The following is a 13,910-nucleotide window of genomic DNA, read 5'->3' on the forward strand; positions in this document are numbered from 1 at the left end:
TTTAATAAAAGATCCATTGCTTATATCTATCTTGGTACCTGCTATTCGCTACCAGATACGACAATGGACTTGCTCTCTTCATCGGTATTCAATCCGAACTCATTGATAGCTCGCCACGATACCGTAACCTTACTGCCAAGCGACACGTTGCCCGTTGGCAGCGACCAGCTCTGCTGACCAAATGGCGGCACCATCTTAAACAAGTCCTTATCCGGTACAGCAAACGCATTGACATGCAAAGTCTGCAACGTTATCCAAAATGGTGATAGGTTACTCAGCGTTACCGTATCCTTTTTGACCGACACCCGTAATTGTTTTACCGCACCAGTCACCCCTTCTTTTGGCAATCCTTCAGGGCGATAAAACATCTTTATCATCAGGACCATCACTATTTTCACCCGGCCAATACCATTTTCTGTGGACACTGACAATGGCTTCTCAGAAGGCAACAGACGCACATTCAGAAAGAACGCCGATTCCCGATCTCTTGGAAAATCTCCACCAGTACGCAGGATTTTCAGTACCTGCCTGCTATGTGCATTTACCTTAGCCAGAGGCGGAATCACCAGAAATGGTGCGTTAACCGCTATCGGTAACCCAGTCTTTGAGTCCAGTTCCCGCACCATTGACTGAATGAGATAGTTGTTACTACTGTTATTACTGAAAGTCGAAATAACACCATTTCTGGATGACTCAGGGTAGATCACACGCATGTCATCCATATATACCCCTTCCAGGCTCTTTTCTTCCGCCCTCAGTGGCAATGCAAGCAAAAGTGATATCATTGCCAGAACGTTCAATACAGCCGTAACTATTTGCTTCATTTGCGTATTACGCCCTACCATGTGATGTTCTTTTATTCCTGAAAACGTTGCTCAATGAGTGTGCAACGTGCCACTCTGTAGTTCACTTACCCCTCCAGCATCAGTTATCATTGACCATGTCACCTTGCCACCAGAATTACCTGCTAAACCTGTCAAGGAAAAAGTTGCCTGATCAAAAGGTGCCAGCATTGATGGGTTTTTGTTCAAATCCACCTTCTCACCATCCAGTTTCAACTGGGCAAATGTCTGGTAATACGGTGTCGGATTGGTGACCACAACGGTATTACCCGTTCGTGTAAACGTCAGCCGGGCATACGCCTGCTTCGGTGTCACTGACAAGCCATCTGGCCGATAAATAAATTTAATATTCATACCCAGTGAGATAGACAGAGATGCAGCAACCCCCTCCTGTTGCTTATTGGCCTCACCCTCACCGGTAGGCATTCCTCTCGCAGGAATTGCGTTGATGCGAAAACTATACAGAGATTCACGATCAGTCGGGAAATCGCCACCGGTACGTATAATACGCATTACATTCGAGCTATTACCCTCTATACGAAACAACGGGGGCAATACAATAAACACCGATGAATGGCTAGTAGAGCTACCCCATGGGGTCACAGCAGCCTGTATCAAATACACATCACTACCTGAGTTCTGTAACGAGATGTTTTGCACCCGGTCACTTTGATGATAAATGATACGTGTCTTCCCCAGTACCAGACCGGCATGCGCCGGTGACACTATCATTACCCATAACCCGAGCATGACTACGACCATCATTTTTATGTTCATACTCTTCCACTATCACTGATACGCAAACTCAAAATGTATTGCGAGCGCCATTGATCCTCCGCACAATACATGCATGTTTTTACTATCATTATTACACTCTGCTTGATTACCTATACCCGCGCCACCTACACCCCCTATATACGCCGTAAACGTCCTCTCCACTCCATTCAGATACCGCTTACCATCTTTATCAGTAGGGATAGATAGATCAATCCTATACGGGTTCCCCTGCGGCCTTGCATCGACAAACTGATTGGCACCGAGAGTATCGTCGCGCAACCTAACCCCTACCCCTTTAGTGGAGTTAACGACCGATGTGCGACTAGACATAAAAAGTTTTCCATCCGTGTTGGTGCCAGCATCAGGGACATCACCCCATATGTATAAAACTGGTGGCCTTTGGTTTTCGGCTAGTGGATCACAATCACTCAATCGCAATTTCAGCTCTTGCCCAGAACTTTCCACATATTTGTTATTTTTGAGTTCACCGGCCTGAACACCATCAAACGTCACGTTATAGCTATTGTTTATCCCCCCATCAGAATCACGAGGCTTCGATTGCCCGTTGACACTCAACTCGCAAGTCTTAGGTATAATAGTGCCCTTAAAAGAAATCGTTTCCGCCTGCACCGGAAACGACACACAACCTCCTGCCCATCCCATCAATATCATAATAAGTAGCAGATATTTTGCCCGGCTGTTATATGTCATTAAGCCACTGTTTATAAGATTTTTATTTCTGGTTTTCATTTAACCTCCATCCTATTCTGACCATCCGTGATGAATTACCCCTCATGGATAAGTGAATATAAATCTGACTTTCGCAACCAGCGAGCCAGGCTGGATACCCTCACTGCCTTTACGTGTAATCGCCACCGTCATAGGAATACTCACACCACTTGCCACCTCAATATCATCGCTTAAAATAGTGGGAACATTATTCATTAACCAGTTGTCTTCCTGCTCTATTTCCTGCTGATCACCCACGGCAAAAACAAACCCCAGTCCCTTAGAGGTTCCACCAGGAGAATCATCAGAGCCAGGATCACGAAACACCGTGCTTGTACCATCGATGGTGTTACCCACTACAGTAATATTAGGTTGAACACCGAGCACGCTTGGATCGCCACAATCGGTTAACTTCAGCACAAATGTCTGAGGATCTAATATATCCCCTGGATTCTTAAACTTTGCCGCAGGTAGTGAGCCAAAATCCAACGTTGAACCGTCCATATGACTATCGCCACCGGAGCCAATATCTACACCACAAGGATCAGGATAAATATCAGCGTTAAAAGTCACACTCACCCCATTCGTTTGCGTACCCATGGGGCCCTTAGCCATGACACCACCGGCCAGAAACGGTAAAGCCAATATGACCCCCCAACAGAAACGGCGCATCACAATACACAACATTGAGTATCCGCCCTTAGTCAGAAAAGTCGGCTGGTCATCCAACCTATGTTTTTCTCGCCTTGCCATTTCGTGTTCACCTCAAGCTTACTTTCTCACCGCTATTTCGCGGACGTAACGTCCTGTAACGCCGATAACATCAACGATAATCAAACGTAAATGTCATCGTTGCGCTGATTTTTCCTGCCTTTTTGCAGTCTGCTATCGTCTGCCCAGCGGCTGGCGCACATACCAGAGAAAAATTTACCGGCACAACCACCGGAGGAGACAGATCGCTTATAATCGTGCCTGGATTAGCCAACTTAAACGGATCACCGTCACTTACCTTCGAAGACCAATCCTTATCACCAAACTTCTTCAATTTCACAGTGATGCCCATTGCCGTTGAAACTTGGCTTCCTTCTTTATTACTGTTACGAAACAACGTCTTATCAGAAGTGCCGTCATGATTTCCGGTAACCGTTATCGTGGGAACAAGACTGTTTTTATTTACCACACTCGTGCAATTTCCTAGCTCCAGCTTAGCTTCTCTATTGACTTGCCCTGACACTACATCGCTAAATTGCACAGTGCCAAGTTCGATATTATTGCTGCTTCCAATAAGAGTGATATCACACGTCCCTTGGGTGATTTCTGCCTTGAATGTGGCTATATCGCAGTTTTTGCCACACTTTCCCGCCCACAAAGGACCAGAAAAAAGCCACAAAACCCCCGCCATACCGATGTAACTCAGGTACCTGCGTACATACAGGACCATTGAGATACCGGTTTTATTGGATTGTGCCATCGAAGTTATCTCCTCCACCGAGATCGTTGATCACCGCCCATTCCACTTTCTTTTTATTCTGACTATTCTGAGCGGGATAAACGTGGGTACTGAAAGGTGCCAGCATTTGTGGATGATTCGCGGAAAACGTCACGGGAATCCCATCAACTTTGATCTGCGTAAAACTGATGTGATAAGGCGAATTGTTGCTGACTTGAACGCCCCCGGGGGCATGGGTAAAGCGCAGCGCTTTGTATGCCAGCTCTGGTGTACCCACCAATCCCGTTGGCCGATAAAATAGTTTGATGGTATTACCGATGGCATAGACCAGCCCACCCGAAATCTTAGCGCTTTCAAAGCGCTGGCCCAGAGGGTTACTTCTGGGAATAGCGGAAGCAGTAAAATAAAAGACACTCTCCCGGTCGGTTGGCAATTTGCTGGTATCACCTAAGATGCGCAGGACATTATTTCCTTTAGGATCGAGACGAAATAAAGGCGGTGAGACGAAAAACGGTGTTTTACCCTTACCATCAACGGTGCTGGTGATTTTAGTTGTCACCAGATAAGGGATATTAGTTGTCGTATTGCGCACCGAGACTGTTGCTTCAGCTTTATCCTGTGGAAAAATAACGCGTGTAGCATCGATGCCAAATCCGCCTTCAGCCTGACTCTGTGACGCGAACAAAAACGCGGCAAATACAAGACTTTTTACTATGATGTTGGGAAGTCGGAGTTTACTGATCATCTTTTATTTCTCATATCTTGGCTCAACCAGCCAGTAGTTGCCTAATAAAAGGCATCATCAATCATCTAAGACTTTTTATCGAAAGAGCCTGAGGAAGCACCCCTCAGGCTGAAACAACATAAACTTAGTTATATGCATAGGAGAAGGTGATTGGAGCGTAAATATCCTGACCTGATTCTGGCTCAGCAATTGTTGATGCCATATGCGCAGTGAATGTTACGGAATAACCATCGAAGTCCTTGCCCTTGGCCCCCGAAGCAGCCCCGCCTTTCAGAAGGACATCGCCATCATTGACAACTATTTTCGTGTCAGAACCATCCTTATAAGTTAGTAGTGCACCTACATTCTTAGCTTTTTCATTATGATTAAAGATGGCGTTATTCGATCCGCCCACCACTGACCCTGTCACATGCAGTTTAACTTTGTTTGCATCGGTATTATCGTCATCACAGTTACTAAGAGAGATAGTAATTGGTTTAGAGAAATCAGAAACATACGATCCGATGCCTATTTGATTAGCAACAGGACTCCCCTTCTTAAATGCTGCTCTCGAAACGTTCCCCAAATCCACTTTCGCGTCTGCACTAGAGCTGCTTACATCACATGTCGCAGCCACAACCGAACCTGAAATTGTTACTAAGGCATTCTTCTTCACCTGCCCCGCCTTCGGCGTCGGCGTCACAGGCCCACCTGCCGAATCTGCCGAAGCTGCCGAAACTACTCCTAAAACCAACGCCGCCACGACGCTTATCTTCAATATCTTTTTCATTTGATTAACCTTATTTAAGTATCGAACAAAAATCATACTTAACTTTACATGCCATTTGCTGATAAACAGCAACATTTAGCTGTACATAAATTTGTCACTTAGGACCATTTTGACAATCAAGATAGACTGTGATATTTTTGTATGAAAACCCAGCATTATCGAAACAACTTAACGACAATCGTCAAAATTTAAGGATATTTTATTGTTGAGTCCGAAAAATAAGATCAACAATTTCAAGCAAGGGACCTGAGAGATTGGGATTTGCGCGCGTTAAAAGTAGACAAGTTGAGTTATTTTTGTTCGTCTGGGGTAGATACATAATGCTTTACAAAGATATACAATTTTGTATCTTTTTTTATTAGAAAATTTTCAGTATAGTTCTATGGCAAGTCTATCTTGATTGTCAAAATGGTCCTAAATGTAACGATCAACGCTTACCTTTCACACCCCAAACTCCTTGAAAACGTTCAGCATTACTCGCTGTATAACGTACAGTGTGCCGAATGTTTTTATGTCCAAGGTAATCTTGTATCAGCCGGGTATCCACTCCCCGGTCTGCAAGGGCAAAACCACAGGCATGGCGCAACATATGCGGATGCGAAACGACAGCAATATTCGCCAATTGCCCTAATCGACTAATAATCTGGTAAATCCGCTGACGCGTAAGCGGCTTCCCAGAACGTGACAAGAACAACCAATCACTCTCTGCCCCCAAGAAAGTTTTGCGCACTTTGAGCCATGCCTTAATCGCCCGGACCTCACGGAGCAACAGAGGATGGTTAGTGCAAAATCCTCCTTTTAGCCGCCGGATATACAGGCATCGCTCTTTCAATTCCATATCAGATAACCGTAAATGTCTGGCTTCGCTGACGCGAAAGCCGTGGATAAAACTCATGTACACCAAACAGTAGTTCCGCTCTGGATTAGCGCCGACTTTCGCCATTTCCAACAGGCTTTCCACTTCTGACTGCGTCAGATATTTTCTTTGGCCCATGATTATTTCTCCCAAATATATTGATAGCACAACCCAGCTATTATCCCCTGACAGACCCGCCCTCAATTCCGAGACACAAACCAAGAACAGATAAAACCTGAGGATAAAATACACACCATTAATTTGCCCAAATGGCATGTTGTTCACCGGGGCTACAGAGGGTTATACAGATGAGAGGTAGAATTTAAACACCTTTTTTTGATTATTTTTTCATCGAAAGGAGATCACGCTGTTGAATTTGGTTGATATATAAGAGTATATGATCTTGACTGTTACAGGAGATTAACGCGGTGTATCAGTATAATTTTCAACCCGTTATTAGGGGGAAGATTACGTTGATTACGTTAAACCCGTCTATATTATTATGGGTGATAAACCATGCCCGATCCTGCCCGGTAAAACATGATGGACTGCCACACAATCAATGGAGAAAAAAATCGTATGAAAGGCCAACTGCTTGATACCATCCCTTTGACTTCCCTGCATGGCGTCGGGGCAAGTCAAGCAGCTAAACTGGCAAAAATGGGGCTGATTAATTTGCAGGATCTGCTGCTGCACTTCCCTCTTCGTTATGAAGACCAAACACGCCTTTATACGATTAATGATCTTTTACCGGGTATCCATGCCACAATCACCGGTGAAATCCTCCATACCAATGTTATTTTTGGCCGCCGCCGGATGATGACCTGCCAAATCAGTGATGGTACCGGTGTGCTCACACTGCGTTTTTTTAACTTCACCGCAGCAATGAAAAGTAATCTGGCAAAAGGGAAACAGGTTGTTGCTTACGGTGAAATCAAAAAAGGTATTCATGGCGCGGAAATTATCCATCCTGAGTATAAGATTCAGAATTATGGCGGGAATGTGCATCTCCAAGAAACATTAACCCCTATTTACCCGACAACAGAAGGTATTCGTCAGGCGGCACTTCGTAAACTGATTGATCAGGCACTGGCATTGCTTGATACCTGTGCTATTAATGAACTCCTGCCGGAAGCGTTAAACCGTTCTATCATCAGTTTGCCACAAGCATTGCATACCCTGCACCGCCCACCGCCAGATATTGCGCTAGCAGAGCTGGAAACAGGCAAACACCCGGCTCATCGTCGCCTGATCCTAGAAGAGCTTTTGGCTCACCATTTGAGTATGTTAGACGTCAGAGCGGGCGCACAACGCCATCACGCTCAGTCGCTACCGGCTGAAAACGAGTTAAAACAGCAATTCCTCAACCGTCTGCCATTTACGCCAACTAACGCGCAACAACGGGTTGTAGCGGAAATTGAGCAAGATCTGGCAAAAGATGTTCCGATGATGCGATTGATTCAGGGAGATGTGGGTTCAGGAAAAACGCTGGTTGCCGCGCTGGCTGCGTTGCGGGTTATTGCGCATGGCAAACAGGTTGCCCTGATGGCACCGACTGAATTGCTGGCAGAGCAGCATGCAAATACATTCCGGCAATGGCTGGAACCTTTGGGGATTCAGATCGGCTGGCTGGCGGGTAAGCAAAAGGGGAAAGCTCGTCAGAAACAACAAGAAGCCATTGCCAGCGGGCAGGTCGCCATGATTGTTGGTACACATGCCATGTTTCAAGAACAGGTGAAGTTTTCCGGTCTGGCGCTGGTGATTATTGATGAGCAACATCGGTTTGGTGTTCATCAACGTCTGGCTTTATGGGAAAAAGGACGTGAACAGGGTTTTCATCCTCACCAGTTGATCATGACTGCGACACCTATTCCCCGTACCTTAGCGATGACTGCTTATGCCGATCTCGATACTTCTATTATTGATGAGCTGCCACCGGGGAGAACGCCGGTCACAACGGTTGCGATCCCGGATACACGCCGTGAAGAGGTGATCAAACGGATCAGAAACGCCTGCCTTGATGAAAACAGACAAGCCTATTGGGTCTGTACGCTGATTGAAGATTCTGATGTGCTGGAAGCTCAGGCTGCGCAAGTCACCAGTGAAGAATTAACGCTCGCCTTGCCAGAATTAAAAGTTGGGTTGGTACATGGCCGAATGAAAGCCGCAGAAAAGCTGGAAGTGATGGAGGCTTTCAAACGTGGAGAGCTACAGCTTCTGGTTGCCACGACGGTTATCGAAGTTGGTGTGGATGTGCCGAATGCCAGTTTGATGGTTATTGATAATCCAGAACGACTTGGATTGGCGCAACTTCATCAATTACGTGGACGAGTTGGCCGTGGGGCTATCGCTTCTCATTGTGTTTTACTTTACAAAACTCCCTTAAGCAGTACCGCCAGAATACGCCTGCAAGTACTTAGAGACAGTAATGATGGTTTTGTTATCGCGCAAAAAGATCTGGAAATTCGTGGTCCCGGGGAGCTACTAGGAACACGTCAAACGGGGAATGCCGAATTTAAGGTTGCTGATTTGTTGCGAGATCAAGGTATGTTGCCAGAAGTGCAGCGCATTGCCCGGCATATTCACCAACACTATCCAGAACATGCTCGTGCCCTGATTGAACGCTGGTTACCGGAACGGACACATTATGGTAATGCGTGATTGAGAATATGTCGGCGCGGACTTGTCGTTTCTCAACGCCGCCAAAAATACGGATATCTGGTTTTATCCCATAATTAAGATGCTCTGCTACAGAGCTTTCTTGTAATTATTCCGTTTAATTGGCAATGTATTATTTCCAAAGGAATGAAAAATATAATTACAATTATTCCTAAATTAACACCAGCGTTAAAAAACATCCCCAAAAAATATAAATGGTTGGTAGATTCACATAATAAGCAACTTTTTATCAAATTCAGTTGATGGTGTGTGCGGTATTAGCGCAACGTTATGCTCGAAGGTTAAAACGGGAATAGATATAAATCTATGATAGGAAATTGTCATTAATATATATTAATGACAATTATTATATTTACAACAATGCAATATTGAATTACTAAGTTTAGATAGTAAATGTTTCCATTAACCCAATGAATGTAATTTTAAATATTTTCTCTTCTAAGTATAGAACTTTGATGGAGGTCACACAAATATTAATTTTGTTTTGGTTTTTTTATCTATACTTAATTTCATTATGGTACATATTAGGGTGTTTTTAAATTAGAGCTAAATAAATCTACGTTGATATAATGGAGAGTTTAATATGATTTATGTCAAAAGTCTTTCAGAGAAAGTGGTTAAAGTTGCAATTAGTAAATGGAGTAGTGAAGAAGGTAATGACGAATATATTGAAATTAATACAGGAGAGGTGGCTCAATGGGATAGATCAGATGGGCGCGGTTTTTTAATGGCAGTAGCACGTAAGGATAGTGTCACACTGTTGTATTCAATAAAATCAAATGGCTACATAATTATTTATGATAGTTCAGTTGTAAATAACGGTAGAGATATCTCTTCTTTATATTCTATACCATCTGTCTAAAAAATTTTATTATTGCACTAGTTTTATTAATTTAATTGCTGCCCTTATGTCATTGAATTAAATGAAAGTATTTATTATTGATATAGTGGAGGATTTATGATTTATGTTAAAAATCTCTCAACTGAACCGGTTAAAGTTTCGGTTAATAAATGTGGAGAGGAAGGTAGAGAGGAATATTTAGATCTTGATTGTGAAGATGTAAAGGTGTGGGATCTATCCGATACGCATGGTTTTATATTTTCAGTAATACAGCGAGGTATTGAAAAATCATATTCTGCTTCGCAGAACAGTTTTATTATTATTTTTGATGATCATGTACAAGATAGCGGAACTAATATATCTCATTTAGAGAAATAAATGAGAATTTGTCATCTGATTTAATTGAGTGTTAGACAAAATTAAATCACCATAATCAGGAATGGAATCTCCATTCCTGTACTATTTGTATTCAACGGTTTGCTACTTTCTCCCCTAATGCTTGTTTCTCTGCTTCACTGATAAAGATATTTCCAGCCTATTTATGATTAATCAGTTGCTTTATCAGCTTCCGCTGACAGTGTTTCCAAAATAGGTGTTTAATCCCAACATTTGATGAATAAAATAATAGAAAAAATTCATCGGCTGATAACTTTAGGTTAATACTAAGTTGATTTTTTGGTAGTTGATTTCAGATTATTTTTATCGATAAAGAGTAAAAATTAAAATTATGAGGCTTGAACCACAGCGTTTAGGGGGGATGTACATCTTTATGGCTATTTTCATTAATACATAAACATGTAAATTAATCTACTAAGTATTAACTGTAAAGCAAAAAATAAAAATCACTAAGGTGTTTACTGTGATATCTGTTCTATTCTGTTTATAAAAAAGTGAGTTATTTTGGTTTTTTTAGGACTTACATTCAAAACTATTTCGTAGAGAGCGGGAGTGATGAGATTTCAAATGAGTAATCGATAGGTTAAATTATTATATTTTTCTCAACCATTGGTTAATGGCCTGAAATAACAAAATAATACTTAATAGATTAACTAATCATATTCACCATACGCTTTAGTCCTGAATGACAAGGTTTCTCGGAGGCTAACTGATAATCATTGCAGAACCGAATGGCGCGGGTAAATTGACGCTCACTTATGTTGTTGAGACACTCCTCATCGGTAAAGGCGAAAGTAAGCGGATGACGATAAAAACAAAATGACTTTTTTATCGTAAAGCAAAGGTAAAGAAGAGCCAGAAACCAGACAACTCATTGAATTACTTTTACTTTATTGGAATATCATCACGCTGGATGCTCTGCATTGTCAGACAGAAACCCTCAATCTTATCACCCAGCGTTGGAGCAATTTCATTGCGGTATATTTATTATACAATTCGTTTACAAGCTATCTCATAAGTTTTCGCATCTTCCCGTTTACCAACAGCGATCACCCATATTACGATCTCTTCTTCTATCACTTGATAAACCAGACGAAAGCCTGAAGAGCGGAGCTTAATTTTAAAGCAGCCAGCCAGATCACCGTGTAATCTGGCTGACTCAATATAGGGATTGTTCTGTAACTTCCGTAGCTTCTTTTTAAACTGGTCGCGTATGCTCTGATCCAGTTTGTACCACTCTTTCAGGGCTCGTTCGTCGAAGTCGATATTAAATATCATCAAGGTTTACCCTGATACGTCTAGCGGGATTTTTAAGGCGGTCACGTACCACTGCTAAGATGTCTGCATCTTCATCATGATCTGCCACCATAACGGAAACTTCAGCGAACGGCAGCTTTTCATTCTCTACAACATAGCGCAGAAAAAGACGCAGCGCATCGGATGGCGATAAGTTCAGTTTCTCAAATGTCTGATACGCACTTTTTTTAAGTTCTTCATCAACTCTGATCTGAATAGTACTCATAACGTTATCTCCTGTAATGACATTTGTATTACATTCTATTGCATGACATTTGTAATGCAATAAAAATTTTTTGCTATAAGTGGAGTATAGAATCGTTGGTAAATGAATTACACATGGCAGGGTAAACAAAGTGGAATCCCACCATGGGCTCATACCAGAGACCATTCGATAATCATTTAAAAAAACCGGGATTTGCCACTTTATCCGGATGACAATCCACAAGAAACGCCATCATTTCAGTAGCATCTTTGCTCAGGTAGAAGCGCACCATCTTTTCGTTGAACTCATGTATTTTCGCCGCAGGCACGCTGATAGCATCTATGCCATTTGACATCAAGATACCGTTCATCATGAAACGTGAAGTGCGTTTGTTACCATCAAAGAAGAATTGCTGTAGCGCACCGAAAAGGAAGAATGCAACCCCCTTTTCGAAAGGCTGACACTCATCCAGTGAGGCAACACCTTCTTGAAAAACATGGTTCAATTCTGGCGCGCCGGGTACAGTAGGCCGACCATACTCACCCAAACTGACATCTGGAGTGTAATTCTCCTCTTGCCCTTCTCCACGGAACTGCCCCCATTCCAAGGCTTCGTTGCGGGCAACTATGCTGTGAAGTTCAGTGAATGTAGCTTTGGTCAACTCAAATTGACCTTTTTTCACCATAAATAACAGTCGTTTGGAACTTTCTGCGAGATTCAGGACTTGTTCCTGGTCGGAAACCTTCCTACCACCGACGGTTACACCGTCCAATAATGTCTTCACTTCTGGGAAAGTAAAAGGATTACCTTCAAGCACGCTGGCATCCCAAACGAACTCTGGTAGCATCCGGTGAAAACGGAAACATACCCGTTCAATAGAATGAATCGGAACAATAAGAGGAACCGCAGACCGGTCCCAACGAAACCCCAGAGCGTTGAAAAGCTTCATCGTTGCTCATCCTATTTTACGATTTTGAATGTACGGAACTATAAGCGAAACACAACGACAATACTGCACCAACTGAATAGCTGGCGCAGTATCTTTCTAATCCCCCTACACTGCTGGGAATATTGGCAACAGTAGATAAAGCTTAATCACAATCGCGTTAACGATATCGATAAAGAACGCACCTACCATCGGCACCACCAGAAATGCCACATGAGAGGGACCGAAGCGATCGGTAATCGCCTGCATGTTCGCAATGGCTGTCGGTGTCGCCCCCAAGCCAAAACCACAATGGCCCGCAGCAAGAACCGCTGCATCGTAGTTTTTACCCATCACACGATAGGTAACAAAAATTGCGTACAACGCCATGACGATGGCCTGGATGGTGAGAATGACCAGCATAGGTAATGCCAGCGATGCCATCTGCCACAATTTCAGGCTCATTAATGCCATTGCCAGGAACAGGGAAAGACTCACGTTACCCAGTACAGACACCGCCCGGTCAAATACCCGGTAAAAACCTAACACCGACAGACTGTTACTGAGGATAACCCCGATAAATAACACACAGACGAATGTCGGTAATTCAAACCATGTCCCTTGCATAAGCTCAGACACAAAATTACCTGCCATCAGACAGATAGCGATCAAAGCGATCGTTTCCAACATGACCAATGCTGTGATCATCCGACCGGTATAAGGTTTTTCAAATGCCGTTGGCACTTCCGTATCATCTGACCTCAAGCCTGGGGTTTTGGTATTTCTCACCAGAAAACGAGCAACCGGACCACCAATCAAACCACCCAGTACTAAGCCAAAAGTCGCACAGGCCATTGCCACTTCTGTTGCATTTTCAAAGCCATAACGCTCAATAAACAGTTTACCCCAAGCAGCACCAGTACCGTGACCACCCGACAGCGTAATAGAACCCGCCAGCAAGCCCATTAATGGGTCTAGACCCAGCAGTTCAGCCAACGCAATACCTACTGTGTTCTGAACCAACAATAGGCCAACGACGACGAAAACAAACGTGAAAAGTACCTTACCTCCCGCTTTCAGGCTGGCAATATTCGCATTCAGGCCGATAGTGGCGAAAAAAGTTAACATCAAAGGGTCTTTAAGAGATAAATCAAAACTGATTTCCCAGCCAGTCGTTTGCTTAAGTACTAAAAGACTCAAAGCAACTAACAAGCCACCCGCGACTGGTTCAGGAATGGTGTATTTTTCAAGAAATGGAACTGATTGTACAAGTTTACGCCCAAGTAATAGCACTAATGCGGACGCAACAAGCGTGCCATAAACATCAAGATGATACATCTATGTACCCCAGCTATATTGTTAAAATTATGTAAGTTATTACGACGTTATACTCATCCTTT

At 43.2% G+C, this 13,910-nt stretch carries 15 protein-coding genes and 1 pseudogene; 4 read left to right on the top strand and 12 right to left on the bottom strand.

All coding sequences use genetic code 11. The features are described from left to right. Positions 1–41: 41 nt before the first annotated feature. The 8 genes from KZ793_RS19630 to KZ793_RS19665 form a co-directional block, all read right to left on the bottom strand. The gene (locus KZ793_RS19630) at positions 42–824 is read right to left on the bottom strand and encodes a fimbrial biogenesis chaperone (RefSeq protein ID WP_225816859.1); all 783 of its coding nucleotides are present in this window, start codon (positions 822–824) and stop codon (positions 42–44) included. A 51-nt stretch (positions 825–875) separates the two neighbouring features. Continuing rightward, complete coding sequence (locus KZ793_RS19635; RefSeq protein WP_225816860.1) at positions 876–1,619, bottom strand: fimbrial biogenesis chaperone; 744 nt, start codon at positions 1,617–1,619, stop codon at positions 876–878. A 12-nt stretch (positions 1,620–1,631) separates the two neighbouring features. Then, positions 1,632–2,369: a fimbrial protein gene (locus KZ793_RS19640; protein ID WP_225816861.1), complete on the bottom strand. Its 738-nt coding sequence runs from the start codon at positions 2,367–2,369 to the stop codon at positions 1,632–1,634. A gap of 42 nt (positions 2,370–2,411) precedes the next feature. After that, positions 2,412–3,101 (bottom strand): fimbrial protein, encoded by a 690-nt coding sequence (locus KZ793_RS19645; protein ID WP_225816862.1) that lies wholly within the window; start codon positions 3,099–3,101, stop codon positions 2,412–2,414. A 70-nt stretch (positions 3,102–3,171) separates the two neighbouring features. Beyond that, positions 3,172–3,819 (bottom strand): fimbrial protein, encoded by a 648-nt coding sequence (locus KZ793_RS19650; RefSeq protein ID WP_225816863.1) that lies wholly within the window; start codon positions 3,817–3,819, stop codon positions 3,172–3,174. Further along, the gene (locus tag KZ793_RS19655; protein WP_225816864.1) at positions 3,803–4,543 is read right to left on the bottom strand and encodes a fimbrial biogenesis chaperone; all 741 of its coding nucleotides are present in this window, start codon (positions 4,541–4,543) and stop codon (positions 3,803–3,805) included. The genes KZ793_RS19650 and KZ793_RS19655 overlap by 17 nt, the downstream gene beginning before the upstream one ends. Positions 4,544–4,667: 124 nt before the next feature. Continuing rightward, entirely contained in the window at positions 4,668–5,387 is a 720-nt protein-coding gene (locus tag KZ793_RS19660) for a fimbrial protein (RefSeq protein ID WP_225816865.1), read from the bottom strand. A gap of 352 nt (positions 5,388–5,739) precedes the next feature. Next, positions 5,740–6,306 carry a tyrosine-type DNA invertase gene (locus KZ793_RS19665; RefSeq protein ID WP_036846205.1) on the bottom strand — a complete coding sequence of 189 codons (567 nt, stop codon included), beginning with the start codon at positions 6,304–6,306 and terminating at the stop codon, positions 5,740–5,742. Between the two features lie 441 nt (positions 6,307–6,747). On the opposite strand from KZ793_RS19665, the gene recG reads away from it, so the two are divergent. From recG to KZ793_RS19685, 4 genes and pseudogenes are all read left to right on the top strand, one after another. Further along, entirely contained in the window at positions 6,748–8,829 is a 2,082-nt protein-coding gene (gene recG / locus KZ793_RS19670) for an ATP-dependent DNA helicase RecG (protein ID WP_225816866.1), read from the top strand. Between the two features lie 601 nt (positions 8,830–9,430). Then, on the top strand, positions 9,431–9,709 hold the full coding sequence (locus KZ793_RS19675) for a hypothetical protein (protein WP_225816867.1): 279 nt from the start codon (positions 9,431–9,433) through the stop codon (positions 9,707–9,709). 96 nt (positions 9,710–9,805) lie between these two features. Further along, entirely contained in the window at positions 9,806–10,066 is a 261-nt protein-coding gene (locus tag KZ793_RS19680) for a hypothetical protein (protein ID WP_152963283.1), read from the top strand. Between the two features lie 855 nt (positions 10,067–10,921). Continuing rightward, a pseudogene (locus KZ793_RS19685) lies at positions 10,922–11,059 on the top strand (ISAs1 family transposase); the annotation flags it as partial. Positions 11,060–11,071: 12 nt separating this feature from the next. Here the strand turns inward: KZ793_RS19685 and KZ793_RS19690 are convergent. The 4 genes from KZ793_RS19690 to gltS form a co-directional block, all read right to left on the bottom strand. Further along, the gene (locus KZ793_RS19690; protein WP_133814458.1) at positions 11,072–11,362 is read right to left on the bottom strand and encodes a type II toxin-antitoxin system RelE family toxin; all 291 of its coding nucleotides are present in this window, start codon (positions 11,360–11,362) and stop codon (positions 11,072–11,074) included. Beyond that, positions 11,352–11,606, bottom strand: a complete 255-nt coding sequence (locus KZ793_RS19695) for a type II toxin-antitoxin system RelB/DinJ family antitoxin (RefSeq protein ID WP_118985207.1) — start codon at positions 11,604–11,606, stop codon at positions 11,352–11,354. Before KZ793_RS19695 ends, KZ793_RS19690 begins: the two co-directional genes overlap by 11 nt. A 172-nt stretch (positions 11,607–11,778) precedes the next feature. Beyond that, positions 11,779–12,534 carry a Fic family protein gene (locus tag KZ793_RS19700; protein ID WP_225816868.1) on the bottom strand — a complete coding sequence of 252 codons (756 nt, stop codon included), beginning with the start codon at positions 12,532–12,534 and terminating at the stop codon, positions 11,779–11,781. A gap of 105 nt (positions 12,535–12,639) precedes the next feature. Next, positions 12,640–13,848, bottom strand: coding sequence for a sodium/glutamate symporter (gene gltS, locus KZ793_RS19705; RefSeq protein ID WP_225816869.1), 1,209 nt, complete (start codon positions 13,846–13,848; stop codon positions 12,640–12,642). Positions 13,849–13,910 lie beyond the last annotated feature (62 nt).

This window comes from Photorhabdus antumapuensis, assembly GCF_020387775.1.
In the GTDB taxonomy this organism is placed as follows: Bacteria; Pseudomonadota; Gammaproteobacteria; order Enterobacterales; family Enterobacteriaceae; genus Photorhabdus; species Photorhabdus antumapuensis.